This is a genomic window from Stenotrophomonas maltophilia group sp. LNF247, assembly GCF_054083135.1.
Genome location: NZ_JBSRQL010000001.1, coordinates 101734 through 126971 on the forward strand (window position 1 = coordinate 101734; position 25238 = coordinate 126971).

A 25238-nucleotide genomic window follows, 5' to 3' on the forward strand; every position below is an offset into this window, starting at 1 on the left:
AGCGTAGGCCGGCATGATGAAACAAAAGCGTCAGCCACAGCTGCTAGCGTAGGCGGACACGAACGTGGCGGTGGTGCGGAACATGGATGGCAGGCGCTGGGATCGCAATCGCATACTGACGCTGCTGGCGGCAACCCTGCTGCTGGCCGTGGTGGCCTATTGGAGTGTCACCCTGTCTGCCGTGGCGCCAGCGGCCGCGGCCAGCGAGGCGAAGGCCGTGGCGCCGGTACGACCGATGTTCGATGCAGTGGCGAGCCTGCCGCTGGTACGGCTGCTGTCCCCCGGTGCAGTGCAGACCGAGGTGGTGGTGCTGGGCGTGATGGCCGGTGACCATGCGCCATTGGCCCTGCTCTCGGTGGATGGACGCCCGGCGGAAGCGTATGCGCCCGGCCAACGGCTCGGACCCTGCACGGTGCTGGCCAGCATCAGTGCCAGCGCGGTGGAACTGAACCAGGCCGGGCAATCGCGTAGCCTCCCGGTGCCCGAGCTGCCGCCGGTACCGACCGATGGCATCGTGCCCGCGGCACCGTAGAGCCGAGCCTACGCTCGGCTGCGCCTGCGCGGCATCGCCGATGAATGCAAAGACAGCCGAGCATGGGCTCGGCTCTACAAAGGCGCTGGCTCAGCGCGCAGGTCGCTGCGGCACCACCGAGCGCCCGAACGCATCGCCCATGCGCTGTCGTGTGCCTTCCAGGTTGTACTGCATCAGCTGGTTGCCGGGCTGCCGCATCACGCGTTCGGCTTCAGGCAGCGCCGGTGACTTCGCCGATTTCGGCGCCGGGGCCAGTTTGCGTTGCAGGCACTCCCAGGCGGGGATGCGCTCGCCGTTGACCTGTACTTCGATGCACGGCGCGGCGCCTTCCTGCTTCTTCGCCTCGTCGGCGCGAAGCGGGGCCAACACCAGCAGCAACGCAAGGGTGAGGGCAGGGCGCAGCTTCATTATCAATGATTCACGCATCTCGAACTTCCCGCGGCAATCGCCGTTCTGCAATGAAGACGTGTGGCGAAGGCGGGGTCCGCCTGCGTGCGTTGTGGCGCCGTCAGAAGATGACAGTGCTGTCACAAAACTGTTGGCGGTTTTGACGCGACGTGCACGTCCTGTTGGTAGACCCACGCGCCGCTCCCTGGCCACTCCCTTCGATACGACGCGATGCCTTCGATGACTCCTGTTCCGTGCCGAGCCGTCCGCCTTCCGCTGCGCCTGCATCCGCTGGTGCTGGCCCTGGCCGTGATGCCGCTGCCATTGTTCGCGCAGGAGGCGGCACCTGCGCCCAGCGTGAACATCAATGAATACATCGTGCGCGGCAACACCGTGCTCGATCCGCGCCAGATCGAACGCGCGGTGGAACCGTTCCTCGGCCCAGGCAAGACCCTGGCCGATGTCGAAAAGGCGCGCGATGCCATCCATGCGTTGTACCAGCAGGCGGGCTACCAGTCGGTCTACGTGGAGTTGCCCGAGCAGCAGGTCAGCGGTGGCGTGGTACTGCTGAAGGTACAGCAGACACCGATCGGCCAGCTGCGGGTCGTGGGAACGAAGCACGAATCGCCCGAGCGCATCCGCGAGCGCGTGCCGGCGCTGGCGGAAGGCAAGGTGCCGGACTTCGACCAGGCGCAGAAGGAACTGACCGCGCTGAACGAAGGTGGCCGCCGCCAGGTGATGCCGCTGGTACGGGAGGGCCAGGTGCCGGGCACGATGGATGTGGACCTGCAGGTCGAAGAGAAGTCGCCGTGGCGTGCCAGCGCGTCACTCAACAACGACCACAGCGCCGACACCGAGAAGCTGCGCCTGAGTGCGTCGCTGGCCTACGACAACCTGTGGAAGCGGGGGCACAGCGCCAACATCGGCGTGTACCTGGCGCCGGAAGATACAAAGCAGGCCAAGGTGTTCTCGGCCTCGTACGCGATGCCGTTCGAAGGCACGCCGTGGAGCCTGGAAGCCTCCGGCTACAAGTCCGACAGCCGCGTGCTGAACGCGGGCGGGCAGGTCGGTACCGGCAGCGGAACCAATGTGGTAGGCAACGGCCATTCGATCGGTCTCAAGCTCAACTATCGACTGGCCGGCAGCAGCCAGTGGTGGCGCCAGCTCAGCCTCGGCGTGGACTTCAAGGACACCGAGGAAGACACGCAGATGGGCAAGGAGAGCCTGAAGACGCCGCTGAAGTACGCGCCGATCACCCTGGGGTTTGTCGGTGTGCGCCAGGGCGAGCAGGATCAGTTGAGCATCAACACCCAGCTGGTGGCCGGTACCCGCCGCCTGTTCGGCTATGGCAGTGACGCCACCGCCTTCGGCCAGAAGCGCTACTGGGCCGATCCGAGTTTCGTCGCCTTCAAGGCCGACGTGGCCAACACCCACACCTTCAGCAGTGACTGGCAGTGGTATGCGCGTGGCGCGCTGCAGGTAACCGATGCGCCACTGGTGTCGGCCGAGCAGTTCGCTGCTGGCGGCATGTACACCGTGCGTGGCTACCTGTCGGCCGAGACGATCGGCGACTACGGCGGCCTGGCCAGCCTGGAATGGCGGACCCCGGCGTGGTCGCTGTGGAGCGGTACCGACCTGCGTGTCTACAGCTTTGCCGACGCGGCCTACCTGCGCCTGCGCCAGCCGCTGCCCGAGCAGCGCGACAAGTACAACCTGGCCTCGGTCGGCCTGGGCGCGCAGCTGCGCCTCGGTGAACACCTGCAACTGCGCCTGGACTACGCCTGGCCTTATGCCGATGGCCCGGTCACGCGCAAGGACGACCCGCGCCTGCATTTCAACATCAGCACCAGCTACTGACCCTTCCCTTGAACATGCGTTCTCCGGAGACCCTTCGCATGGACCGTTTGCTTTCCCGAGTGTTGTTGCTGCTGGCCGCGCTGGTTGCGCTGCCGGCCGCTGCGGCCGATGCCAATTGGTGGCAGGCCGAATGGAAGTACCGCAAGCCGATCACTGTCGACGCCGGCCCGCAGGGCGCGGGCCTGGCCGGTGACCCGGGTCGCACGCCGCTGCTGCTGCGCCTGCATACCGGCAACTTCGGCTTCGACGGCACCCAGGATGCGGGCAACGACCTGCGCTTTGTCTCGGGTGATGGCCGCACCGTGCTGGCCCACCAGATCGAACAGTTCGATCCCAGGCTGGGCCTGGCGCTGGTCTGGGTGGACGTGCCGGCGGTCAGCGCTGCGGCACCGCAGACGATCTGGATGTACTACGGCAATGAAAAGGCCCCCGCCAGCGGCAACGGCCAGCAGGTGTTCGATCCGGACTATACGCTGGTCTATCACTTCGCCGAGGCCAATGCGCCGGCACGCGACACCACCGCTTATGGCAACAATGCCGGTGCCGTGGTGCCGCCATCGGAAGGCTCGGTGATCGGCCGCGGCGTTCAGTTGGGTGCAGCCCCGCTGCCGCTGCCGGCCAGCGCATCGCTTGCGCAGGAGGCGGGCGCGCCGCTCACTGTTTCGGCCTGGATCAAGCCAGGCAGCAACAACGCTGCACAGGCGATCTACGCCCGTCGCGACGGTGCGTCCGAACTGGTGCTGGGCATCGAAAACCGGGTGCCGTTCGTGCAGCTCAATGGCCAGCGCAGCACGCCGGCGCAGCCGATTCCGGAAGGGCAGTGGGCGCATGTGGCGCTGACTGCGGAGAAGGGCGCACTGCAGTTGTACCTCAATGGCCGCGTGGTCGCCCAGCTGAGCGGCGAGCTGCCAGCGCTGACCACCGCGCCGGTGGTGGGCGCTGATGCGCCGGGCGCGGTGCAGCCGCTTGCCAATTTCGAGGGCGCACTGGATGAGCTGCGTATCTCGCGCGTGGCACGACCGGCGGCACTGCTGCTGGCCGATGCCACCGCACAGGGCGCCGACTCGCGCCTGATCAGCTACGGTGCCGACGAGCAGTCCGCCGGGCAGAGCCACTTCGCCTTCATCCTCAAGGCGATGCCGTTCGACGCCTGGGTGGTGGTCGCTATCCTCAGCCTGATGATGCTGCTGTCGTGGGCGATCATGATCGCCAAGGGGCGGCACTTCGGCCGTACCAGCAAGGCCAATGCAGTGTTCACCGAGAGCTTCGGCAAGCTGTCCGGTGTGCCGCTGCGCACCCTGTCCGACATGGACCGCCAGGGCAAGGCACCCACCGCGATGCACGACGGTTCGCTGTGGCGCATCTACCAGGTGGCCATCGATGAAATGCAGCAGCGCCACCAGCGCGATGGCAACAGCGGTTACCTCAGTGGCGCCACCATCACCGCGATCCGCGCCTCGATGGATGCGGTGATGGTGCGCGAGCAGGAAGCGATGGCACGGCGCATGAACTGGCTGTCGACCACCATCGAAGGCGCGCCGTACGTGGGCCTGTTCGGTACCGTGATCGGCATCATGCTGGTGTTCGTGGTGGCGGCGATGGCCGGCGCGGTGGACATCAATTCGGTGGCACCGGGCATGGCCGCGGCGCTGCTGTGTACCGCAGCCGGCCTCGGCGTCGCGATTCCGGCGCTGTTCGGCTACAACTACCTGGGAGCACGTGCCGAGGCGATCGGCGCCGACATGGCGGTGTTCATCGACGAGTTCGCCGCGCGCCTGGCCGAAGAGCAGGACGGGCGCGGCCCGGCCGCGGTCCAGGGCTGAGGGGCGCGCCATGGGCCAGAAGGCGAAGTTCGGCATCAAGAAGCGCGAGAAGGGCATCAACGTGACGCCCTTCGTCGACGTGCTGCTGGTGGTGCTGGTGATCTTCATCCTGACCAGCAACGCCTCCATTCCCGGCATCGAGGTCAACCTGCCGAAGGCCAGCAACAGCGTCGCGCTGGAGAAGCCGAAGACCAAGGCGATCACCATCGACCCCAGTGGTCAGGTATTCCTGGATGCCTATCCGGTGACGATGGCCGAGCTGGAAGATCGCCTGCGCACCGAGCGCGCGACCACCCCGGATTTCCCGGTGATCGTGCGCGGTGACGCGCAGGTGCAGTATGCCCGTGTGGTCGAGGTGCTGGACCTGCTGCGGCGGCTGGAGCTGGCCCAGGTTGGCCTGGTCACCGGCAAGGCGCAGGGCTGAGGCATGACGGCCCATCAACCCCCTCGGCCGGAGCCCGGCATGCGCGGACGCCAGTTGCTGGTGACCTTCGCGTTGGTGCTTGCCGCTTTGCTGGTGCTCGGCATCGCCGTGTGGTGGATGCTGTTCAAGGACACCGCCAGCACCCGCAGGCCGGTGGTGCAGCCGCCGATGCTGGCATTGCCGCCCCCCCCTCCGCCGCCGCCACCGCCGCCGGAAAAGCCACCGGAGCCGGAGACGCCGCCGGAAGAAACGATGCCCGAACCGGAGCCGCTGGATCAGCCGACGCCCGCTGAAGAGCCCACACCGACGCCGGACAATGCAGACCCGGTGACGATGAATGCCGATGCGCAGGCCGGTGGTGACAACTTCGGTATCCAGTCCGGCAGTGGCGGCGGCTCGTCCGGCGTCGGCCGCGGTGGTGCCGGCAATGCCACCTACGGGCGCTACCTCGGCTACCTGATGCAGCAGGCGATCTCGCGCGACGACAAGGTCAAGCGCCTGGCGTTCCAGCTGCAGGTGAATGTGTGGCTGTCCAACGATGGCCGCCTGGAAAAGGTCGAGCTGGTGCGCGGCAGTGGCAACGAGGAGGCCGACGCGGCCGTGCTCGATGCGCTGCGACGCATCGGCAAGGTCGACCAGGCACCGCCGCCGTCGCTCGATTTCCCCGCCCGCGTGCTGATCCAGGGCCGCCGGCCCGGGGCCTGATTCCCGACCTCCGTGATTTCCCTTCTTTCGATGAGAACCGTGATGAACGACCACGTCCGCGCACGAACCGACTCCCGCCGCCCGCGGCCGGCCCGACGGGCGCTGCTGTGCTGCGCCGTGCTGCTCAGCCTGGCCGCCCCGGCCAGTGCGATGGCCGCCGAAACCACCATGGTCAAGCTGATCAAGGGCCTGATCGCCAGCGGCGCGCTGAAGCCCGAAGACGGCCAGGCATTGCTGGTGCAGGCCGAGGCTGAAGCAGCGGCCGCATCGCGCACTACGACCACCGCACCTTCGGCCGCCAGCGGTGGCGTGGCCCTGGAGGCCGGCGACGTGCGCGTGCCCTACGTGCCGCAGAGCGTGCGCGACGGCATTCGTGACGAAGTACGCCAGGACGTGATGGCGCAGGCCAGGTCCGAGGGCTGGGCGGCACCGAACGAAGTGGCTGAGTGGACCAAGCGCATCAAGGTCACCGGTGACATGCGCGTGCGCAGCGAGTCGCGCTTCTTCTCCGAACGCAACAGCGACATCGTGAGCAACTGGTCGTCGATCAATTCCGGCAACGGCTTCGACACCAACACCAACACCAACCTGCAGCTGCCGCCGCTGCTGAACACCCGCCAGGACCGCCGCAACCTGTGGCGCATCCGCGCCCGCCTGGGCATCGAGGCGACCATCGGCCAGCACACCACGGCCGGCGTGCGCCTGGCCAGCGGCAGCAGCAATGGCCCGGTGTCAACCACCGAACAGCTGGGTGGTGGCCTGAGCAAGAAGGACGTGTGGCTGGACCAGGCCTGGCTGGCCTACAGCCCGGCCGATTGGGTGACGGTGCGCGGCGGCCGCTTCGGCAATCCGTTCTGGACCAGCGATACGCTGTTCTCCAACGACCTGAACTTCGACGGCCTGGCCGCCAACCTGAAACACGACTTCAACGGGGGAGATCTCGAGCTGTTCGGCAACCTTGCGGTGGTACCGCTGGAGTACACCTCCGACAGCTCGCCCAGCCAGAGCCGGGTCAAGACCCCGAACGAGAACAAGTGGCTGTCCGGTGCACAGGTCGGCATGAACTGGCGCTTCAACGACGACAATGCGCTGCGTGCCGCACTGGGCTATTACGATTTCAGGAACATCAGCGGCCGCCTGTCCTCGCCGTGCGCGCTATATGCGGGCGCGGTGGGCTGCGATACCGACTGGTCGCGCCCAGCGTTCATGCAGAAGGGCAATACCCTGATGCTGATCCGCGACATCGCGCGCAATCCGCTGGACCCGGCCAACACGCCGACCCCGCAGTATGTCGGCCTGGCCTCGGCATTCCGCCTGGCCACGCTCAACCTGCGCTGGGATACGCAGTTGGCCCAGGGCATCGGCCTGCGCCTGGATGGCGACTACATCCGCAACCTGGCCTACGACAAGCAGGCCATGTTCAGCCGCGCCAACAACGGCATCGTCAACAACTACGGTGCCGGTGGCGCCGCCAGCATCGATACCTTCCGCAGTGGCGACACCGCCTGGATGGTGCAGGCCACCTTCGGTGCCACCGACCTGAAGGAGAAGGGCCAGTGGCAGGCGCTGCTGGGCTACAAGCATATCGAGGCCGATGCGCTGCCCGATGCCTACAACGACCCGAACTTCCACCTCGGTGGCACCAACGCCCGCGGCTACTACGTGGGCGGCGCCTACGCGCTGGACGCGCGCAGCTGGATCAGCGGCAAGTGGATGGCGGCCAAGGAAGTGTCCGGTGCTCCACTGTCGATCGACGTGTTCCAGCTGGAGTTCAATTCCGGGTTCTGAGTGACGGCGTGATGTGGATCAGGTAGTGCGTGGCGGGGGCGCAGTGATGCGCCCGTCTAGGGAAAGGAGACCACGCGTTGCACATATGGAGGAGTGGATGAGCCGTCGCAAGCTGTTTGAAAGTTCCGAACCGTCCAGTCGATCGCTGGGCATCGGGCCGGCCTATGTCTCGGTGGAGGGGCTGCGCCAGCACTTGGCGGAGTTCCTGCTGTATGCAGGCCGGCCGGTGGTGATCATGCGCGGGCGCAGCGAAGTGGGTTACTTCCTGCCGGCGCGCTGCTGGCGCCAGCGTGACGACGATCCGCTGGCGGCGGCCGCCGCCGACCAGCTGTTGGACGCGGCCGGGTTCCAGGCCGAGGATATCCAGCAGGTGGAGCAGGAATTCAACGCGATGCGCCAGCGCACCGTGCTGCATTCACGGCGCTGAGCGGCCGCCGGGCCATGCCCGGCTAGCGTCGTCTGTAGATCCACGCCATGCGTGGATGGGGCTACGCTGCGGCCCCACGCTCACTGGTGATGCGTGCACCTTCGCGCATCACCAGGGTCACCGGGGTCTTTTCCACCACCTCCAGCAACCGCTGCCACTGCGCATCGCTCAGCGCGGCGCTGGCATGCAGCACGCGGTGCACGTGGAAGCGTCCATCCGCGTCACGTTCCGAGCGCAGCTCGGCATGGAACTCGCCCAGTTCCCAGCCCTTGCGCTGCGCATACATGCGCAGGGTGATGGCGGTGCAGGCCGCCAGCGAGGCCAGGTACAGGTCGAACGGTGCGAAGCCCTTGCCCTGGCCGCCCAGCGAGGCAGGCTCGTCCGCATCCACATCGAATGTGCCGTTGCTGATGTGGTGCAGGTAGTTGTCGGCGGTCGAAACAATGCGTGCGTAGGCCATCACGTTCTCCATCTGTCTATAGCGTCGAGCCATGCTCGACCGTTCCCAAGGGCGGCGCCAGCCAGGGTCGGCGCCGCCACGCAATCACTCGGTACGATCGTACGAGAACTGGATGCCCGCCGTACCGCCGGTTTCAATGAAGAGGTTCATGAAGGCCGGCACCGTTTCCGAACGTGCCCAGTCGCGCTGCAGCTCGCAGAACAGCTGCGGCACGCTGATCAACTGGCCACCGGCCTGTTCGATTCGGCGCAGCGCGGCATCGTGCGCGGCCAGCGAGGTACCGCCGACGGCGTCGACCACCACATACACCTCATAACCTTCCTTCAACGCATCCAGCGCCGGGAAGGTCAGGCAGGCCTCGGTCCACAGCGCGGTCATGATCAGCTTGCGGCGTCCGGTGGCTTCCACCGCCTTGCGGAACTCGACGTCCTCCCAGGAGTTGATGGTGGTGCGGTCGTAGGTGGGATAGTCGCCCAGCACCTTGCGCAGCTGCGGAATCGGCGGTTTGTTCAGGCCGGTCTTGACGTTCACCGTCGAATGCACGATCGGCAATCCATAGGCGACGGCGGCCTTGGCGGTGCCGACGATGTTGTTGACCAGCAGCTGGCGGTCCATCGAGGCGATGGAGTTCACCTGCACCGGCTGGTAGTCGATGATGATGAAGGCGGAATTCTGCGGGGTCAGCAGGTGGTCGCTGACCGGGTCGCGGATCGGTTCACTGGACATGATGGGTCTCCTGGTTCGGGGAAGTGCCGGCGGTCGGCCGGCACCGGGACAGCTCAGCTGCGTTGAGAATCCAACGGTTCGTGGCTCTTCTGCACCTCCTGCGCCTTCAGGTAGCTTTCGATCAGCAACTGGTAGTTCGGGAAGGTCTTCGTGTAGACCTCGGCCCATTGCTGGGCATCGTCGCGGTTCCAGGTGCGCTGGATCTCCGAGGCCACCGCGGCGGTGTCCATCGGTACCACGCCGGCCTGCACCACGCGGGCCAGGGTGATCTCCTCGGCCATCTTCGAATAGGTGCCGGACGCGTCGATGACTGCGAACACCTGGTAGCCATCGGCAACGGCGGCGATTGACGGGAAGGCCATGCACACGCTGGTGATGGTGCCGGCAATGATCAGCTGCTTGCGGCCGGTGGCCTTCACTGCGGCAACGAATTCCGGGTTGTCCCAAGCGTTGATCTCACCCTTGCGCGGCACGTACTGGGCATGCGGGGCTGCGTCGTGGATCTCCGGGATCAGCGGGCCGTTCGGGCCCTGCGGAACAGAGGCGGTGGTGATCACCGGCATCTTTGCCAGCGTGGCCATCCTGGCCCGTGCGGTGGCGTGGGCGCGCACGCTGGTGAACGGCATGTCACCGATGGTCTGGAACAGGCCGCTCTGATGGTCGATCAGCAGCATCGCGGCGTTGTCCGGATCGATCACCGGGCGGGCACCGTTGAAGTTGCCGGGGGTACTCATGGTCAGTCTCCTGGAGAAGGTGGGCGATGGCCCGGAAGGTGCGGCGGGCCAATACCCGCAGCATTGAAACGATCAGTGCGCGATCTGGCCGAAGCGGCCGCTGTTGAAGTCGTTGACCGCCTGCGCGATCTCGGCCTGGCTGTTCATCACGAACGGGCCATAGCCCACCACCGGCTCGTCGATCGGTTCACCGCTGAGCAGCAGCACGGTGGCGTCGCTGTCGGCGTCGACGAACACGTCCTCGCCGCTGCGGTCGAAGGTGACCAGCTGTGCCTCGCCGACCGGCTGGCCGCCGTTGATCCGCACCGAGCCCTTCAGCACCACCAGCGCCAGCGTGCGGCCATCGGCCACCGGCAGTTCGGCGTGGTGGCCCTGCCGCAGGCGGATGTCCCAGACATCCATCGGCGTGTGGGTACGCGCCGGGCCGGCATGACCGTCGAAGCGGCCGGCGATGACACGCACGCGGCCGGCACCATCGGGCAGATCCACCGAGGGGATCTGTGCGTCGAGCAGGGTCTGGTAGCCCGGTAACCCCATCTTGTCGCGCGCCGGCAGGTTCACCCACAGCTGGACCATGTCCAGCGTGCCGCCGCGTTTGCTGAATTCCGGCGTGTGGAATTCCTCGTGGAGGATGCCGGAGGCAGCGGTCATCCACTGCACGTCACCCGGGCCGATGGTGCCGCCGGCCCCGGTTGAATCGCGGTGGGCGACCTCACCTTCATAGACGATGGTGACGGTCTCGAAACCGCGATGCGGATGCTGGCCAACGCCACGCGGGGTATCGCTGGGAGCGAAGGTGTAGGGGCCGGCATAGTCCAGCAGCAGGAACGGGCTCAGGTGCTGGCCGTGGGTGTTGTAGGAAAACATCGAACGGGCGGGGAATCCGTCGCCCACCCAGTGCGGGCGGGGGGCGCTGTAGGTACCGGTGACACGCTTCATGGCGATCTCCTGGCCGGGGCTGCCGGCCGCTGTTCTTCGTTGCGAAGACGATATCGCCGCGACAATGAGGCCGGTAGGCGCCAATATTTGCCGTCATAGTCCTATCTGGTGAACAATGGTCGCAGGCCGTGGGCCGCAGGAGATCGCCCCGTGTTCATCGCAGATATCCGCCGTTGTGACCTCAACGACCTGTTCTACTTCGCCATGGTGATCGAGCACGGCGGCTTCTCGCAGGCAGGCCGGGCGCTGGCCATGCCGAAGTCGAAACTGAGCCGGCGTATCGCGCTGCTGGAGGAACGGTTGGGCGTGCGCCTGATCCAGCGTTCGACCCGGCGCTTCTCGGTCACCGAGGTCGGCCAGGACTACTACCGCCATTGCAAGGCCATGCTGGTCGAGGCCGAAGCGGCCGAAGAAGCAATTGCGATGTCACGCGCCGAGCCGCGCGGCACGATCCGCCTGGCGTGCCCGATCGCGATCCTGCATGCACGCATCGGCACGATGTTGGCCGATTTCCTCGCCCTGCACCCGCAGGTGACGGTGCAGCTGGAGGCCACCAACCGGCGCGTCGACGTGGTGGGCGAGGGTGTGGACGTGGCGATCCGCGTGCGACCGCCGCCGCTGGAGGACAGTGACCTGGTGGTACGCGTGCTGGCGCGCCGGGTCTGGTGCACCAGTGCCAGCCCGGCGCTGTTGCAGCGGCTGGGCGCGCCGCAGGTGCCGACCGATCTGGCGATGATGCCGACCGTCGATTTGGCGTCGCCCAGCCAGCAGCATGTCTGGGAATACACCGGGCCGGACGATGTGCTGGCCAGCGTGCACCATCGCCCGCGGCTGGTCAGCGATGACATGATCGCGTTGCGCGCAGCCGCGGTGGCCGGGGTCGGGCTGTTGATGCTGCCGCGGATGATGATCACCGATGAGTTGGCCAGTGGCGCGCTGGTGCCGGTGCTGCAGGAGTGGGTGCCGAGGCACGGCATCGTGCATGCGGTGTTCCCGTCGCGGCGGGGGCTGCTGCCAGCGGTGCGTGCGTTGATCGACTACCTCGCCGAGCGTTTCGATGCGTTGGACGAGCCCTAGGTCTTCCATCCACGCATGGCGTGGATCTACTGAACCTGCCATGCGTGGATGATGGTTTGGGGTGCGGCTTGCCGCCTGCGGCTGCGCAGCCCACAATCCACGTCCGGACCGTCGCCATCACGCCCATCATTCCCCGGTCCGGCCTTGGCACCTATGTCTCCCAATGCCCTGGCGCTGGTCGAGCTGCTGATCCGCGAGCGCCGTGCGTTGTCTCGCTTCATCGCGCGCTATCTCGACCCGGCCAGTACCGAGGACACCCTGCAGAACCTGTACCTGAAGGCCAGCAGCGTGCCCGGCGATCCGCCCATCCTCGAGCCGCGCGGCTATCTGTACCGGATGGCCTACCACCACGCGCTCAACCGCAGCAAGTCCGACGCCCGCGAGCGGCGTGCGATGGCCGAGTACGCCCTCGACATGGCCGAGGCCAGCCGCGATGGCGAGGCGCAGGCGCTGGACCAGGCGCAGCTGCGCGAGATCACCCATACCATCCTCGCGCTGCCGGCCCAGGTGCGTGAGTGCTTCGTGCTCAACCGCTACCTGGGCCTGAGCGAGCGCGAGATCGCCGCCAGGCTGGGTATTTCCAAGAGCCTGGTCGGCAAGAATGTGCTGCGGGCGGCGCTGTTGATCCAGCAGCATCAGCAGGGAGTGCATTGATGAGCTGCGATTGCCGTGGGCAGATCGCGCCCGCCGTTGTCACAACAGGAAGGCGCACCCGTTCGTGGTGCGGCAGGCCACAACCATGAACACGTCCGAACCCTCGCCGCGTCAGGCCAGGCAGGCGTTGCGCTGGGTGATCCGGTGCAGTGCAGGCCCGCTGCCGGAACGTCAGCAACGAACCCTGCAGCGCTGGCTGCAGGCCGACCCTTGCCATGCGCTGGCCTGGCGCCAGCAGCAGGCCTTCTGGCAGGGCTTGGATGCCGCCGGGCCAGAGGTGCTGGCCGCGCTGCCAGGGCTGACGGCTGATCGCGAAGGGTGGCGCCCGATCGCACCGCGCCGCCGCCTGCCGTGGCTGTTGGCCAGTGCCGCCGCCGTGGTACTGGTGGTCGCGGCCGCACCGCAGGCGTTGCTGCTGGCACGCAGTGACCTGCGCAGCAGCGATGCACCGCGCGTGGTGCAGCTGGAGGACGGCAGCACCGCCGTACTCGATGCGGGCACCGCATTGGCGGTTGAGTTCGATGGTCAGCGGCGGCACCTGCGCCTGCTGCGCGGCCAGGCCTGGTTCCAGGTGGTGCATGAACAGCGACCGTTCCAGGTCGAGGCCGGCGGTGGCCAGATCCGTGACATCGGCACCGCCTTCAGCGTGTCGCTGCGGGACACCACGGTCGTGACTCAGGTCAGCGAGGGCGTGGTCGATGTGCGCCCAGGCGATGGAAGCGTGCAGCGCCTGCATGCCGGGCAGGCACGGGTGTTCCGTGACGGTCGCTGGCTGCGGCCGGTGCAGCTGGAAGATCTCGAGACGATGGCGCCGTGGCGGCGTGGCGAGGTAGTGATCGACGATCAGCCGGCCGCGCAGGCCATCGCTGATCTCGCGCGCTACCGTCGTGCACCGGTCTGGGTACTGGGCGGGCAGGGCGCGGACTTACGGGTCAGTGGTCTGTTCCATCTGCAGCAACCGGAGGCCGCCATCGATGCGGTGGCCGCGCAGGCAGGGCTGCGTGTGCAGCGCTTGCCCGGCGGCGCGCTGGTGGTGTGGTGAGGCTCGCGCAATGCCCGGATGAACCGGTCGCATAAAAAAAACATGAAAAAACCGTGGGCAATCGCCACATCGCCCTGTCTATAGAGGTATAGCCAGAGCGAAACACCGTTTCTCCTCAAGCCAGACATGCCACCGGCACCGGATGTGCCCGTGGTTCCGCCACGCTTGAGGAGTTCCTGTCCATGCCGTCCACGGCATCCGCCTGTCATCGTCGCGTCACCGCCCTGGCCCTGGCCATCTCCACTGCATTGCTGCCGCTGGCCTGGGCGCCGGGCGTGCAGGCGCAACCGGCGGTCGTCGCGCCGTTGCGCCAGTACACGATTCCGGAACAGCCCCTGGCCGACGCTGTGCGTGCCTTTGGCCGCCAGGCCGATGTGCAGGTGGTGTTCCGCAGTGACCTGGTGGAGGGCCGCCGCTCCAGTGCGGTGAAAGGCGAGTACAGCCAGATGCAGGCGTTGCAGCAGCTGTTGCGCGGGAGTGGCGTGCGCGCACAGCGCGGCATGGACGGCACCTGGAGCCTGCGGGCCGCAGTGGAGGCGGGTGAAGGGGAAGGGGTGCGGGTAACCGAGACTCTGGACGTGGCCGGTCGCCTGCAGTCGGAAGGGGGCGAGGCGCGTGATCGGCGCGGCTACGATGATGTGTTCGCGCTGGACCTGACCACGGCGTATTCGGGGCGCGACCGGGTGGAGCGCTACCGCGGCTCCAACCCGGCCGACGTGGTCAAGGATCTGGTCGGTGTGTTCAGTGGCGATGCGCGCAACAGCGGCGCACTGGACATCAACATCCGCGGCATCCAGGGCCCGGGGCGGGTGCCGGTCAGCATCGACGGTGGCGAACAGGCGCTCACGGTCTGGCGCGGCTACAACGGCGTCAGCAACCGCAATTACATCGATCCCAACCTGATGGGTGGCATCCAGGTCATCAAGGGGCCAGGGCTGGTGCGCGATGTGCACAGCGGGATCGGTGGCGCGCTGGTGATCAAGACCATCGACGTCGATGACATCGTGGAAACGGGTGAGCGCTTCGGCGGGGAGCTGAAGATCGAAGGCAGCAGCAATGCGGTGGCGCCACGCCTGCCGCGGCTGCACACCGGCGAGGATTACCGCACCGTGCCGGGGTTCCCGCAGGGCTCGCCGAACTCGCCCTACGACGACCGCACCCTGGTGGTGCCGGTGAAGTCGCGCAGTGGCAACAACCCCTTCGATGGCGAGGACCAGGCCTGGCGCCTGGCGCTGGGCGTGCGTGGCGACAACGTCGACCTGATGGCCGCCTACGCCTGGCGCAAGCGCGGCAACTACTTCTCCGGGACCCGGGGCAACGCCTACTACGACCAGGACCGGCGCGAGCAGTTCGAGTACCATGGCATCGACTACATCACCACGCTGGCGCGCTACTTCAAGCCCGGCGACGAAGTGCCCAATACTTCCAGCGAACAGGAGTCCTGGCTGGTCAAGGGCAGCTGGCAGATCAACGATGACCAGCGGTTGAAGGCGACCTGGCGGCGAACGCTGTCGCACTATGGCGAGATCATGCCGTCGCGCATCCTGTCCGCGCCGGACTATGGGCGCATCCAGTGGCCACTCAGCCGGGTTGCGTCCGATGCCTGGAACCTGGAGTACCGCTTCCAGCCGGCCGGCAGCCGCTGGCTGGACCTCTACGCCAACCTGTGGCGCACAGAGACGGACAGCGATACCTACACCGCAGGCGGCTTTCCGAACTTCGCCCCGGGCAATCCGGACTGGAATGCCGGCGCCAGCCCGATTCTGCGCAACACCGCGCTGGCAAATGCGAGCAACGACCGGACCGGCCTGACCCTGAGCAACCGCTTCGCCCTGCATTCGACCCTGGACCTGACCGTGGGCGGCAACTGGCAATACGAGAAGCTCGGTTCGCGCGACCCGTATTTCGGCCCGTCCGACGGCTGGCGCATGTACCCGCGTGCCGGCCGTCGCCAGGAGGGCGAGGGCTACCTCACTCTGGAATGGCGTCCGGTCGACTTCCTGACCCTCAATGCCGGCGTGCGTTACAGCCGTTACTGGGCGTTCGACGACTTCCTGCAGGCCCACCCGGAACTGCAGACGACCTCGATCGTGCCGCGCGAAGCGCAGTACCGGGTGAATGAACTGCCGCCGCGGCCGGACAGCCTGCAGGGCGAGATCGACGCACTCGAGAGTGAGCGGGAATTCTGGGACAGCATCGGCATGGGCTGGATCGTCGATCAGTCGCTGGCCGACCTGCTGCGCAAGTACGAGACACCCAGGGAGGTCCAGCACGGCATTCCCTGGTTGCCCGATGCAAACGGTAACTACAGCCGAGCCACCAATCCCTGCCTCAACGGCCAGGTCGCCGCCATCCCCGGGCTGCTGCCGATGGTCCTCGGCACCGACATCCGCTGCAGGATCGGGGGCGGGGCGATGCAGTCGGTGGCCGGGCGCAACGAACGGCACCGCGATCACGCCTGGTTGCCGACGTTCTCGGCGACGGTGCGTTTCTCGCCGGCCGCTCGTGCCTATCTGCGCTACAGCGAGGCGGTGCGCTTCCCCAGCATGTTCGAAAGCACCATTGCGTTCTCCAGCAGCCTCAATCCGCTGTATCCACTCAAGCCGGAGCATGCCTACAACTACGAGCTGGGGTACGTGCACAACCTTTCCGGGCTGTTCGGCAACACCGCCGATGCCGACGTCAAGCTGGCCTACTACGTGCACAAGACCCGCAATGTCATCGAGCGTGATGCGTACTTCATGTTCGACAACATCGACAAGCAGACCATCCGCGGCATCGAGCTGCAGGCGCGCTTCGACAACCGGCGCTTCTTCACCGATCTGGGCATCAGCCGCATCCTTGAAAACGAAGTCTGCGACGAAAGCTCGGCGGTACGGCTGGATGCGGACCAGGGGCGGGTGCCCAACTGCGTCCAGGACGGCTTCGTCAGCGGCTATCTGCTGACCCAGGCCACGCCGAAGCTGTCGGTGAACTGGTCACTCGGCACCCGCCTGTTCGATGAGCGCCTGGAGCTGGGCAGCCGCATCGTGCACTACCAGCGGCACGACAATCCGGACCTGCAGGCCTACCGCGACCGCCTGATCGCCGGGGGCAGCAGCCTGCTCTGGCAGAACGTGCCCTTCACCTGGGGAAACATCACCACGGTGGATGCCTACGCCCGCTGGCGTTTCAACCAGCACGCCAGCGTCGAGCTGGTCGGCAGCAATCTCGGCAACCGCTATTACGTCGACCCGGCAACACGCTCAACGCTTCCGGCACCGGGCCGCACGATCAAGCTTGGCATCACCGCACGCTTCTGAGTCCGCATTCGACAGGGAGAATCAACCGTGAAACAGCCCCGCACCCTTGTACTTTCGATCGGCCTGCTGGCTTCCATGCCGGTCTTGGCTGCCGACATCGCTGGCGGGCAGAGCCCGGCCCAGGACGGCGTCCATTACATCAACGCAGGCGAATCGACACTCAATGCCGGTCCGCACCGTTCCGGTCGCGCAGGCATTTCGTTGGGGCCGTATGCCAACGCGGCGCGAGTGGACGTGGCCAGCCTTGTGCCCTACGCCACCACGGTGGTGCGTGGCGCAACCACGGTCCGCACGCTGGGCCCGGACGCAGGCCTGCCGTTCGCCACCGCTGGCGTGGGCCACTTCAGCTTCGTGCAGGTGGGCAATGCAGATGTCTGGTTCGGTGAATGGTCATCCAGCGGCGCGCAGGCGGGCTTCAATCACCGCCAGGTGTTCTTCGTCGGTGACCGTGCCGGTACTTCGCTGCCAGCAGGCATCGTGACCTACACCTTGGCTGGCATCAACCGCTTTGATGGCAGCGGCGTGCTGGAAGGTGCACTGCGGGCGAATTTCGATACCGGCACCGTCACCGCCGGCCTGGTCGGGACCGGATACAGGCTCGCCGCGAGCGGCACGCTGGATCGCGCCACCGGTGCGTTCAGCGGTTCGGCCATCGCCAATGGTTCGATCATCGGTACCAGCAGCGGCCAGTTCTTCGGCGCCGGTGCCAGTGCGGTGACCGGCATCGCAACCTTTGCCGGCAACAGCCAGTTCGATACGTCCTTCGGCGGTCAGCGCAACTGATCAGCCGCCGTTCCTTTCTGTGTTGTACCCGTAGTTCCCTCAACCCAAGGAGCAATACCATGAAAATGATCAACCGTTCCCTGTTGGCCGTCGCCGCTGCACTGGCCCTGGCCGGCACTGCGCAGGCGGCCGACATCGTCGGCGCTGCCAGCCCGGCGACCGATGCGCAGCTGTACGTCAAGGTGGGTGCGTCGGAAGTCAACGGCGGCCCGCACTCGGCCGGCAAGGCCGGTATCGGCGTTGGCACCGTGTCCAATGCCAAGCCGGTCGATTTCCAGGGCCTGGCGGCCTACTCGGCCCCGACCACCGTCAATGGTGTCACCGTACGCACGCTGGCCATGCCGATCACCGGTACCCCTGGCAGCCATTCCGGCATGGGCCACTTCAACTTCGTGAAGGTCGGCAGCGGCGATGTGTGGTTCGGCGAGTGGTCCAAGGATGGCGCCGCTGGTGGCTTCAACAACCGCCAGGTCTATTTCGTCGGTGACCGTGCCGGCACCACGCTGCCGGCCGGCGTGGCCACCTACAGCGTGGCAGGCCTGAACAAGTTCAATGGCAGCAACCTGCTGTCGGGTACGTTCCGCGCCAACTTCGGCAATGGCACCCTGCTCGGTGGCCTGAGCGGTGGCGGCCTGTCGATCAACGTCAACGCCAACATCAACAGCGCCAACGCCTCGTTCGCCGGCACCGCCACCGCCAACGGCAGCGTTGCCGGCACCACCCAGGGCCAGTTCTTCGGCGCCAACGCGGCCACCCTGGCCGGTATCGCCACCTTCAGCGGCAACAGCCAGTACGACACCGCCTTCGGCGGCAGCAAGAACTGATCGCCACGCCCCTGACGGGGCAGGGCAGGGACAAGCCGCGATCCGCCAGTCCCTGCTTCGGCCCGCTGCATGCATCACCACGGATCGACCATGCGCCATTCCATCTTCCTTGTCGTACTGCTGTTGGCCGCCACCGAGGTGTGCGCCCAGCAGGACGATCTTCGACGCGTGCTTGAACAGGGCACTGAGCTGCGCCACCAGCAGCAGGACCAGCAGCGCCTGCAGCAGGCCGAGTCGGAGCGGCCAACCATCACCATCGACGGCCAGACGCTGCGCGTGGAGCGCACCGTCGATGATCTGGGCCAGGCTCTCTACCTGTCTCTGCAGCATCAGCAATGGCAGGCCGCCGCTGCGTTTCTCGACGAGTACATCGAACTGCCTGGGCATGACCCCCTGCTGCGCCACCATGCGCAGGGAGCGCTGGCACGGGTGGCCGGCAACCATCGTCGCGCGGCGAAGGAGTACGAAGCCCTGCTGGCTGCGCAGCCGGATTTTCTGCCAGCCCGCCTCGAGCTGGCGCGTGTCTATGCGGAAGATCAGCGCGATCGCGATGCGGTCGCGCTGTTCACGGCCATCGCTGCAGGCATCAATGCCGATGATCCGGCCACGGCCGGCGTCCGCGCGCGCGTGGACGGCTACCTGGGTGCCCTGCACGCGCGCCAGCGCTGGAAAGGCGCGCTGTCCGCCGGCCCGGCATGGAGTGACAACATCAACCGCAGCTCGGCCAGCCGCACCTGCCTGTTCGGCGTGGGCGACGCCTGCATCATCGAACGGAAGCTGCCCGACGCCCAGCGCGCGCCGGGTCTTGACTACGACGCCAGCCTGGAACGGCGCTGGGTGCTCAGCGGGCATCATGGGCTGTACGTGCGCGGTCTCGCCTTTGGTCAGACATGGCGCGGGCACAGTGCGTACAACGAGCTCAATGCCAACGTACAGGTGGGTTACAGCTGGCGCAGCGCGCGGCAGACCGTGCTGCTCGCCCCCAGCCATGACTACCAGGGCCTGGGTAACCAGGCGCTGCAGGGCGGCAGTGGCGTGCACGCGGAATGGCAGTACGCCCTGGACGCGCGCAGCCTGCTCAAGCTGGAGGCCGACTGGAAGCGCCAGCGCTATCGCCAGCAGGGCCTGGCCAGCAACTACGACGGCGAGCTGGCATCGGCGTATGCCACCTGGTTCCGCGCGCTCAACCCGCGCTGGACGGTCTTCGCCGGGCTGGATGTCACTGGCAGCAGCGCCGCCGACCCGGCCAACGGTTACCGCCAGCATGGCCTGCGCCTGGGGGCGGCGCGCCAGTGGACGGGCACCACCGCCACCGTATTCGTGTCGCTGCGCCACCGCGACTACGACGCCTGGAGTCCGTTGCTGGAGGCGCGCAGGCAGGACGACGAACAGAACCTGATCGCCATCGTCCGCAGCGAGCGCCTGGCCGTGGCCGGGCTGGTACCCAGCCTGAGCCTGCGCCACGCGCGCATCGACAGCAACGTCGGCTGGCTGTACAGCCACGACCGCAGCCTGCTCAGCCTGAAGTGGGAACGGGCCTTCTGAACGCGGCGTTGCAATGCCGCGGTGAACGCGCCGTGGCCGCGACCTTCATCCATCATCACGCGCTCTTGTAGCCCGGTTCGCGCATCCTGCGGGTGTTGCGGCAGAGGTGGGCCGCGTGTATCGAGGAGCGCCGGTCGTGCTGGAAGCGGGCAACAAACCAGAGGGCCTGAAAGGGCTGCGTGTACTGGTGGCGGAGGATGAATTCGCCATCGCGATGTTCCTGGTCGACTATCTGGAGCTGAAAGGCGCACAGGTGGTGGGGCCTGCCGGTGACCTGCAGGCGTTGGGGCAGCTGGTCGATACCCATCCCATCGATGTGGCGCTGCTGGACATCAATCTGGGCGGCGAACAGGTCTATCCGTTGGCCGACCGGCTGGCCGAGGCCGGCACCCCGTTCCTGCTGACCTCCGGCTACGACGACAACCTGCCAAGCCGCTTCGCCAGCGCGCCGCGCTGTACCAAGCCGTATCACATTGAAGCCCTGGTGCAGCAGCTGGCCGGGCTGGTGGCGACGCCGCAGGTCTCTGCGGGCATCGCCTGATCGCGCGGCATGTCGCGCCGTCCTGAAGGCATCCGCGCCACCGAGCTGCGTGGCGGCATGCCACCTGCAGCGCACCCGCACGGGCGCCACGATGGCATGGCTGCGCGCATCGCCCGCCATGACTGGTCATCCACGCCGCTGGGAGCGTATGAGCGGTGGCCGCCACACCTGCGCGCCACCGTCGACCTGATGCTGGCGCATGGTTTCCCGATGATCGTGCTGTGGGGCGAGCAGCTGGTGCAGCTCTACAACGATGGCTATGCCGAGATCCTGGCCGACAAGCATCCCGGCGGACTCGGCCAGCCGACCCGTGAATGCTGGCCCGAGGTGTGGCATATCAACGGGCCGATCTACCAGCGCGTCTGGCAGGGCGAAACCATCACTTACGAGGACAAACTCTATCCCCTCGCGCGCCGCGGGCGGTTGGAGGATGTGTGGTTCACCATTACCTACAGCCCCATCCGTGGCGAAGAGGGGCGCGTCAGCGGCGTGCTGGTCACCATGTTCGAGACGACGGCGGCGCATGTGGCCCAGTCGGCCCGCGAACGCGAAGAGCAGAAGCGGCGGGAGGCGGACCGCCGCCTGGCATTGGCCTTCAAGGTACTGCCGGTGGGCGTCTGCATCGTCGATGCCGAGGGGTGCCTGCAGCTCTCCAACGACCAGATGCGCACCTACCTTCCCACCGGCAAGGTGCCCTCCACGGATCTGCCCAACCACCACCGCTGGCAGGGATGGCACCCCGACGGCTCGCGCATCGAACCCAGGGATTTCGCCATAGCCAGGGCCTTGCGCGGTGAGACGGTAGTGCCCGGGCTGGAGTTCCAGTTCAAGCATGACGACGGGCGCGCGCGCTGGACCCGTGTGGCCGCCGCGCCGCTGCGCGATGCAGACGGCGAGGTGACGGGCGTATTCGCCATCGCTGTGGACATCGACGATCTCAAGCGTGCCACCGAGCGCCAATCGGTACTGCTGGCCGAACTGCAGCACCGGGTGCGCAACATCATGTCGACCATCCATGCCATTGCCTGGCGGACCCGTGAGTCGGTCAGCAGTGTGGATGATTACGCGGAACGGTTGTGCGGACGATTGATGTCGCTGGCGCGCACGCAGAGCCTGCTTACCCGTGGCGCCAATGCCGGGGTCTGCCTGCGTGGCATGCTCGATGAGGAGATCGCAGCGCAGACGCCGGTCACTGCCGCCTATCGCCTGCAGGGCGAGGATGTGCTGCTGCCACCGAAGGCGGCCGAAGTGCTGTCCCTGGCGATCCACGAATTGGCGACCAACGCCCTGCGGCATGGTGCGCTGACCCATGAGGATGGCCGGATCGACGTGTCCTGGCACCTGCAGGTGCAGGACGGACAGCCATGGCTGGGCCTGCACTGGTGTGAACGCCATGCCGCCGTGGAAGACTGGGAGCTGCCGCGCCAGCGCGGCCTGGGCCGTGCGCTGATCGAGCAGCGCGTGCCCTATGAGCTGGCCGGCAGTGGTGAACTGCACTTCGATCCGCAGGGGCTGGATGCCTGGATCCGCTTCCCACTGCGCGAGCGTGACAGCCTGCTGCAGACCGATGCGCCACAGACCGGCTCCGGCGCGTGAAACGGCATTTATATCCAATTTGGCCAAATTGGGTATAGTGGACATTATCCACTTCTGCCTGGAGCCGTGCCATGACCCTGCCACTGGATCTGCCTGGACTTGAGAAGGCCCCGGCCTCGTCTGTGAAGACCAGGGGCTGGCCGAGCCTGATGCGTACCGTGCGTGAGAAGCAGGCGCTGGTCATCACCAACCACAACCACCCCGAAGCGGTGATCGTGGATATCCGCACCTACCAGGAGCTGTTGGCCAAGGCTGCCGGCAGCGATGCCGGTGAGCGCAGTGAAGAACTGCTGCGCCTGCGCGGCGAATTCGACCAGACCCTGGCTGGCCTGCAGCGCGGTGAGGGGCTGGGCAAGGTGCTGGGCCAGCCGATCCGCCGCGGCCGCAAGGTCACCCTCGGCCGTCCGCTCTGACCGATGGGGCGGATCCTGGTGCTGGCCGGCGTCAACGGCGCCGGCAAGAGTTCGCTGCTGGGAACCTGGCTGGAAGCCGAAGGGCTGGGCTGGTTCAACCCCGATTCGTTCACCCGCCGCCTGGTAGAGGCGGGCTGGCCGCTGCCCGACGCCAATGCCGAGGCCTGGCAGGAAGGCACCCGCCGCCTGCGCCAGGCCATGGCCGATGGCACGGACTTCGCCTTCGAGACCACGCTGGGCGGCAACACCGTTCCGCGCCTGCTGCGCGAGGCCTGCGAGCACCATCACGTCGCGATCTGGTTCTGTGGCCTGGCCACGGTGGACCTGCACATTGCCCGTGTTGCAGCGCGGGTGGCCGCCGGCGGCCACGACATTCCGCTGGAGAAGATCCACGCCCGCTTCGATTCGGCACGCGAGAACCTGCTGGAACTGCTGCCACACCTGGCCGAGCTGCATGTCTACGACAACAGCGCTCCCGCCGGCGCCGACGGCTGCGTCGAGCCGCTGCCGGTGCTGGCGATGGCGCACGGCCAGCTGCAGTACCCGGTCTCGGTGGCCGAGCTGCTGCACACGCCGGACTGGGCCAAACCCATCGTGATGCGTGCGATGGAGTTGAACGCTGCGCGCGATTGAGGGCGCGTACGTTGTAGAGCCGAGCCCACGCTCGGCTGATCCCTCGAAAGGCAGCCGCGCGCGGGCTTGGCCGTACAACAACGCCGGCTTCGCCGAGCCTCAGGCCGGCTTTACCTGCTCAGGCTCCGCAGTCTCCGGCAGTGGCGGCAGGCTCGGGTCCACCGTCACCGGCACATCGCTCTTCAGCAGTGCGGCGGCTTCCTTGTCGCTGCCGACCGCCGGCGGTGAACCGCGCAGCGGCAGGCCAGCGGTCTCCTTCACGAACAGCATGGTGACCAGGCCGATCACTGCCGCGCCCATCAGGTAGTAGGCCGGCACCAGCGGATCGCCGGTACGTTCCACCAGCCATGCGGTCACCAGTGGCGTGGTGCCACCGAACAGCGACACCGACACATTGAAGGCGATCGACAGTGCGCTGTAGCGCACCGGGGTATAGAACAGCGCCGGCAGCGTGGACGGCATCGAGCTGGTGAAGCACACCAGTGCCAGGCCCAGCAGCATCAGGCCGAGGAAGATCAGCCAGTCGTTGCCGCTGCCGAGCAGCAGCAGGCAGGGTACGGCCAGCACCAGCAGCGCGATGCAGGCACCGATGATCATCGGGCGACGGCCAAGCTTGTCACTGAACAATCCGCCGACGATGTTCAGCGGCATCATCACCAGCATCACGATGATGATCAGCAGCAGGCCCTTGCTCTCGGCATAGCCCATGGTGACGCTGAGGTAGCTGGGCATGTAGGTCAGCAGCATGTAGTCGGTCACGTTGAACACCAGCACCAGGCCCATGCAGACCAGCAACTGGCGGCCATGTACCTGGATCAGCGCGGCGAGCCCGGGCCGGTCGTGCTCGCGCTTCTCGGCTTCCTCGGCGAAGGCGCGGAAGGCCGGCGTTTCCTCCAGTTTCATGCGCATGTACAGGCCGAGCAGGCCCAGCGGGCCGGCCACCAGGAATGGAATGCGCCAGCCCCAGTCCAGCATCTGTCCGCTGCTCAACAGCATGTGGAGCGCGGTCACGGTTCCGGCGCCGGCGATGTAGCCGCCCAGCGTGCCGAACTCCAGCCAGCTGCCCATCAGGCCGCGGTTGCGGTCGGTGGAATACTCGGCGATGAAGGTGGCCGCACCGCCGTACTCGCCGCCGGTGGAGAATCCCTGCACCACACGTGCCAGCAGCAACAGCACCGGTGCCCAGATGCCGATGCGCTCGTAGGAGGGAATCAAGCCGATCGAGAACGTGCCCAGCGCCATCAGGATCATGGTGAACGCCAGCACTTTCTGGCGCCCATAACGGTCGCCGAGCGGGCCGAACACCAGGCCGCCGAGTGGACGCACCAGGAATGCCACGGTGAAGGTGGCGAAGGCGGCGATCACCTGTGCCGTGGGGTTGCTGGACGGGAAGAACACCTGGCCGATGGTGACGGCCAGATAGCCGTAGACACCGAAGTCGAACCACTCCATGGCATTGCCAAGTGCGGCGGCGCCCACGGCGCGCTTGAGCATGGGCTTGTCGACGACGGTGATCTCATCGACCTTCAGGTGGCGGCGGCGTTTGAACCAGCCGAAGTGGGCATGGGAATCGGGCGTGTCCTGCATAGGGGCTCCCTTGTAGGTATGGAATAGGGGAATGGGTGCTGTGGTGTGTCCCGGAAATCGGAAACGGCGATGCAGGCGCAAGTGGCGCAGGGGCATCGGAAGGCGGCGTGGGGGCCGGGGAATGTGTGCAGGCGCAACGCCACGCGCACGGCAAAGCACCGCCGCAGGGGCGGAGACGCGAAAACGGGATCACAGCGGCCGAGCAGTCAGCGGCCAGGTATCACATCAGCGTAGGGGTGCAGGCAGAGCGCCTGCTGGCGTCATCCGCCGGGATCCAGCGCGAGGCGATGGAAATGCAGGGCGGGAGCATTCGTGGCAAGCGAAGCGCCGGTCGGCAGTGCTTCCCACGTAACAGGTGCGCCCGTCACGTAGTGGGTCGTGTCGATCATCCGTTCATCATAACGGCATCGGCGTGAGCATGCAGCGAAGCAGGCCGATC

24 protein-coding genes are annotated in these 25238 nt (G+C 66.8%); 18 read left to right on the forward strand and 6 right to left on the reverse strand.

Annotation, left to right across the window (positions count from 1 at the left end; translation table 11 throughout):
- The first annotated feature begins 82 nt into the window (after nucleotides 1-82).
- A complete protein-coding gene (locus ACTXG9_RS00440) occupies nucleotides 83-532 on the forward strand; it encodes a general secretion pathway protein (RefSeq protein WP_031269449.1) in 450 nt (149 codons plus the stop codon).
- Nucleotides 533-622: 90 nt separating this feature from the next.
- On the opposite strand, the gene ACTXG9_RS00445 is transcribed toward ACTXG9_RS00440, so the two are convergent.
- Nucleotides 623-958 carry a hypothetical protein gene (locus ACTXG9_RS00445; protein ID WP_111103330.1) on the reverse strand — a complete coding sequence of 112 codons (336 nt, stop codon included), beginning with the start codon at nucleotides 956-958 and terminating at the stop codon, nucleotides 623-625.
- Between the two features lie 201 nt (nucleotides 959-1159).
- Between ACTXG9_RS00445 and ACTXG9_RS00450 the strand changes: the two genes are divergently transcribed.
- The 6 genes from ACTXG9_RS00450 to ACTXG9_RS00475 all read left to right on the forward strand — a co-directional run bounded on the left by ACTXG9_RS00450 (nucleotide 1160) and on the right by ACTXG9_RS00475 (nucleotide 7943).
- Entirely contained in the window at nucleotides 1160-2776 is a 1617-nt protein-coding gene (locus ACTXG9_RS00450) for a ShlB/FhaC/HecB family hemolysin secretion/activation protein (RefSeq protein WP_456115461.1), read from the forward strand.
- A gap of 38 nt (nucleotides 2777-2814) precedes the next feature.
- The gene (locus ACTXG9_RS00455) at nucleotides 2815-4599 is read left to right on the forward strand and encodes a DUF2341 domain-containing protein (RefSeq protein ID WP_456115462.1); all 1785 of its coding nucleotides are present in this window, start codon (nucleotides 2815-2817) and stop codon (nucleotides 4597-4599) included.
- 10 nt (nucleotides 4600-4609) lie between these two features.
- Nucleotides 4610-5023 (forward strand): ExbD/TolR family protein, encoded by a 414-nt coding sequence (locus ACTXG9_RS00460; RefSeq protein WP_005409874.1) that lies wholly within the window; start codon nucleotides 4610-4612, stop codon nucleotides 5021-5023.
- Nucleotides 5024-5062: 39 nt separating this feature from the next.
- Nucleotides 5063-5728: a cell envelope integrity protein TolA gene (locus ACTXG9_RS00465; RefSeq protein WP_180832530.1), complete on the forward strand. Its 666-nt coding sequence runs from the start codon at nucleotides 5063-5065 to the stop codon at nucleotides 5726-5728.
- Nucleotides 5729-5770: 42 nt separating this feature from the next.
- Nucleotides 5771-7516 (forward strand): putative porin, encoded by a 1746-nt coding sequence (locus tag ACTXG9_RS00470; RefSeq protein ID WP_180832529.1) that lies wholly within the window; start codon nucleotides 5771-5773, stop codon nucleotides 7514-7516.
- A 97-nt stretch (nucleotides 7517-7613) separates the two neighbouring features.
- On the forward strand, nucleotides 7614-7943 hold the full coding sequence (locus tag ACTXG9_RS00475; RefSeq protein WP_005416760.1) for a hypothetical protein: 330 nt from the start codon (nucleotides 7614-7616) through the stop codon (nucleotides 7941-7943).
- Between the two features lie 61 nt (nucleotides 7944-8004).
- Here ACTXG9_RS00475 and ACTXG9_RS00480 read toward each other — a convergent pair whose 3' ends face one another.
- From ACTXG9_RS00480 to ACTXG9_RS00495, 4 genes are all read right to left on the reverse strand, one after another.
- Nucleotides 8005-8403, reverse strand: a complete 399-nt coding sequence (locus tag ACTXG9_RS00480; RefSeq protein WP_021202286.1) for an OsmC family protein — start codon at nucleotides 8401-8403, stop codon at nucleotides 8005-8007.
- A gap of 84 nt (nucleotides 8404-8487) precedes the next feature.
- Nucleotides 8488-9129: a hydrolase gene (locus ACTXG9_RS00485; protein WP_024956505.1), complete on the reverse strand. Its 642-nt coding sequence runs from the start codon at nucleotides 9127-9129 to the stop codon at nucleotides 8488-8490.
- Nucleotides 9130-9182: 53 nt separating this feature from the next.
- Nucleotides 9183-9863 (reverse strand): hydrolase, encoded by a 681-nt coding sequence (locus ACTXG9_RS00490; RefSeq protein ID WP_329866283.1) that lies wholly within the window; start codon nucleotides 9861-9863, stop codon nucleotides 9183-9185.
- Between the two features lie 72 nt (nucleotides 9864-9935).
- Entirely contained in the window at nucleotides 9936-10802 is an 867-nt protein-coding gene (locus ACTXG9_RS00495; protein WP_021202288.1) for a pirin family protein, read from the reverse strand.
- 150 nt (nucleotides 10803-10952) lie between these two features.
- On the opposite strand from ACTXG9_RS00495, the gene ACTXG9_RS00500 reads away from it, so the two are divergent.
- From ACTXG9_RS00500 to ACTXG9_RS00550, 11 genes are all read left to right on the forward strand, one after another.
- On the forward strand, nucleotides 10953-11879 hold the full coding sequence (locus tag ACTXG9_RS00500; RefSeq protein WP_180832525.1) for a LysR family transcriptional regulator: 927 nt from the start codon (nucleotides 10953-10955) through the stop codon (nucleotides 11877-11879).
- 153 nt (nucleotides 11880-12032) lie between these two features.
- The gene (locus tag ACTXG9_RS00505; RefSeq protein ID WP_021202290.1) at nucleotides 12033-12533 is read left to right on the forward strand and encodes an RNA polymerase sigma factor; all 501 of its coding nucleotides are present in this window, start codon (nucleotides 12033-12035) and stop codon (nucleotides 12531-12533) included.
- Between the two features lie 85 nt (nucleotides 12534-12618).
- Complete coding sequence (locus ACTXG9_RS00510) at nucleotides 12619-13575, forward strand: FecR domain-containing protein (RefSeq protein WP_180832523.1); 957 nt, start codon at nucleotides 12619-12621, stop codon at nucleotides 13573-13575.
- A gap of 182 nt (nucleotides 13576-13757) precedes the next feature.
- Nucleotides 13758-16877, forward strand: coding sequence for a TonB-dependent receptor domain-containing protein (locus ACTXG9_RS00515; RefSeq protein ID WP_456115463.1), 3120 nt, complete (start codon nucleotides 13758-13760; stop codon nucleotides 16875-16877).
- 27 nt (nucleotides 16878-16904) lie between these two features.
- On the forward strand, nucleotides 16905-17660 hold the full coding sequence (locus tag ACTXG9_RS00520; protein ID WP_180832519.1) for a Slam-dependent surface lipoprotein: 756 nt from the start codon (nucleotides 16905-16907) through the stop codon (nucleotides 17658-17660).
- A gap of 59 nt (nucleotides 17661-17719) precedes the next feature.
- Nucleotides 17720-18484 (forward strand): Slam-dependent surface lipoprotein, encoded by a 765-nt coding sequence (locus ACTXG9_RS00525; protein WP_019659846.1) that lies wholly within the window; start codon nucleotides 17720-17722, stop codon nucleotides 18482-18484.
- Nucleotides 18485-18574: 90 nt separating this feature from the next.
- Nucleotides 18575-20029, forward strand: coding sequence for a porin family protein (locus ACTXG9_RS00530; protein WP_111103256.1), 1455 nt, complete (start codon nucleotides 18575-18577; stop codon nucleotides 20027-20029).
- 136 nt (nucleotides 20030-20165) lie between these two features.
- Entirely contained in the window at nucleotides 20166-20570 is a 405-nt protein-coding gene (locus tag ACTXG9_RS00535) for a response regulator (RefSeq protein WP_019659844.1), read from the forward strand.
- 9 nt (nucleotides 20571-20579) lie between these two features.
- On the forward strand, nucleotides 20580-22166 hold the full coding sequence (locus tag ACTXG9_RS00540; RefSeq protein ID WP_021202297.1) for a sensor histidine kinase: 1587 nt from the start codon (nucleotides 20580-20582) through the stop codon (nucleotides 22164-22166).
- A gap of 71 nt (nucleotides 22167-22237) precedes the next feature.
- Entirely contained in the window at nucleotides 22238-22579 is a 342-nt protein-coding gene (locus tag ACTXG9_RS00545; RefSeq protein WP_010485378.1) for a type II toxin-antitoxin system prevent-host-death family antitoxin, read from the forward strand.
- Between the two features lie 3 nt (nucleotides 22580-22582).
- On the forward strand, nucleotides 22583-23212 hold the full coding sequence (locus ACTXG9_RS00550) for an AAA family ATPase (RefSeq protein WP_197574928.1): 630 nt from the start codon (nucleotides 22583-22585) through the stop codon (nucleotides 23210-23212).
- Between the two features lie 99 nt (nucleotides 23213-23311).
- On the opposite strand, the gene proP is transcribed toward ACTXG9_RS00550, so the two are convergent.
- Nucleotides 23312-24799 (reverse strand): glycine betaine/L-proline transporter ProP, encoded by a 1488-nt coding sequence (gene proP, locus ACTXG9_RS00555; protein WP_021202299.1) that lies wholly within the window; start codon nucleotides 24797-24799, stop codon nucleotides 23312-23314.
- Nucleotides 24800-25238 lie beyond the last annotated feature (439 nt).

Excerpts from the sequence above, each read along its gene's own strand:
- ACTXG9_RS00440 (WP_031269449.1), top strand. The coding sequence starts at position 83 with ATGGATGGCAGGCGCTGGGATCGCAATCGCATACTGACGCTGCTGGCG.
- ACTXG9_RS00480 (WP_021202286.1), bottom strand. The coding sequence starts at position 8,403 with ATGGCCTACGCACGCATTGTTTCGACCGCCGACAACTACCTGCACCAC.
- ACTXG9_RS00540 (WP_021202297.1), top strand. The coding sequence starts at position 20,580 with ATGTCGCGCCGTCCTGAAGGCATCCGCGCCACCGAGCTGCGTGGCGGC.
- ACTXG9_RS00505 (WP_021202290.1), top strand. The coding sequence starts at position 12,033 with ATGTCTCCCAATGCCCTGGCGCTGGTCGAGCTGCTGATCCGCGAGCGC.
- ACTXG9_RS00550 (WP_197574928.1), top strand. The coding sequence starts at position 22,583 with ATGGGGCGGATCCTGGTGCTGGCCGGCGTCAACGGCGCCGGCAAGAGT.
- ACTXG9_RS00525 (WP_019659846.1), top strand. The coding sequence starts at position 17,720 with ATGAAAATGATCAACCGTTCCCTGTTGGCCGTCGCCGCTGCACTGGCC.
- ACTXG9_RS00470 (WP_180832529.1), top strand. The coding sequence starts at position 5,771 with ATGAACGACCACGTCCGCGCACGAACCGACTCCCGCCGCCCGCGGCCG.
- ACTXG9_RS00530 (WP_111103256.1), top strand. The coding sequence starts at position 18,575 with ATGCGCCATTCCATCTTCCTTGTCGTACTGCTGTTGGCCGCCACCGAG.
- ACTXG9_RS00510 (WP_180832523.1), top strand. The coding sequence starts at position 12,619 with ATGAACACGTCCGAACCCTCGCCGCGTCAGGCCAGGCAGGCGTTGCGC.
- ACTXG9_RS00485 (WP_024956505.1), bottom strand. The coding sequence starts at position 9,129 with ATGTCCAGTGAACCGATCCGCGACCCGGTCAGCGACCACCTGCTGACC.
- ACTXG9_RS00475 (WP_005416760.1), top strand. The coding sequence starts at position 7,614 with ATGAGCCGTCGCAAGCTGTTTGAAAGTTCCGAACCGTCCAGTCGATCG.
- ACTXG9_RS00455 (WP_456115462.1), top strand. The coding sequence starts at position 2,815 with ATGGACCGTTTGCTTTCCCGAGTGTTGTTGCTGCTGGCCGCGCTGGTT.
- ACTXG9_RS00465 (WP_180832530.1), top strand. The coding sequence starts at position 5,063 with ATGCGCGGACGCCAGTTGCTGGTGACCTTCGCGTTGGTGCTTGCCGCT.
- ACTXG9_RS00495 (WP_021202288.1), bottom strand. The coding sequence starts at position 10,802 with ATGAAGCGTGTCACCGGTACCTACAGCGCCCCCCGCCCGCACTGGGTG.
- ACTXG9_RS00515 (WP_456115463.1), top strand. The coding sequence starts at position 13,758 with ATGCCGTCCACGGCATCCGCCTGTCATCGTCGCGTCACCGCCCTGGCC.
- ACTXG9_RS00450 (WP_456115461.1), top strand. The coding sequence starts at position 1,160 with ATGACTCCTGTTCCGTGCCGAGCCGTCCGCCTTCCGCTGCGCCTGCAT.
- ACTXG9_RS00460 (WP_005409874.1), top strand. The coding sequence starts at position 4,610 with ATGGGCCAGAAGGCGAAGTTCGGCATCAAGAAGCGCGAGAAGGGCATC.
- ACTXG9_RS00490 (WP_329866283.1), bottom strand. The coding sequence starts at position 9,863 with ATGAGTACCCCCGGCAACTTCAACGGTGCCCGCCCGGTGATCGATCCG.
- proP (WP_021202299.1), bottom strand. The coding sequence starts at position 24,799 with ATGCAGGACACGCCCGATTCCCATGCCCACTTCGGCTGGTTCAAACGC.
- ACTXG9_RS00545 (WP_010485378.1), top strand. The coding sequence starts at position 22,238 with ATGACCCTGCCACTGGATCTGCCTGGACTTGAGAAGGCCCCGGCCTCG.
- ACTXG9_RS00445 (WP_111103330.1), bottom strand. The coding sequence starts at position 958 with ATGCGTGAATCATTGATAATGAAGCTGCGCCCTGCCCTCACCCTTGCG.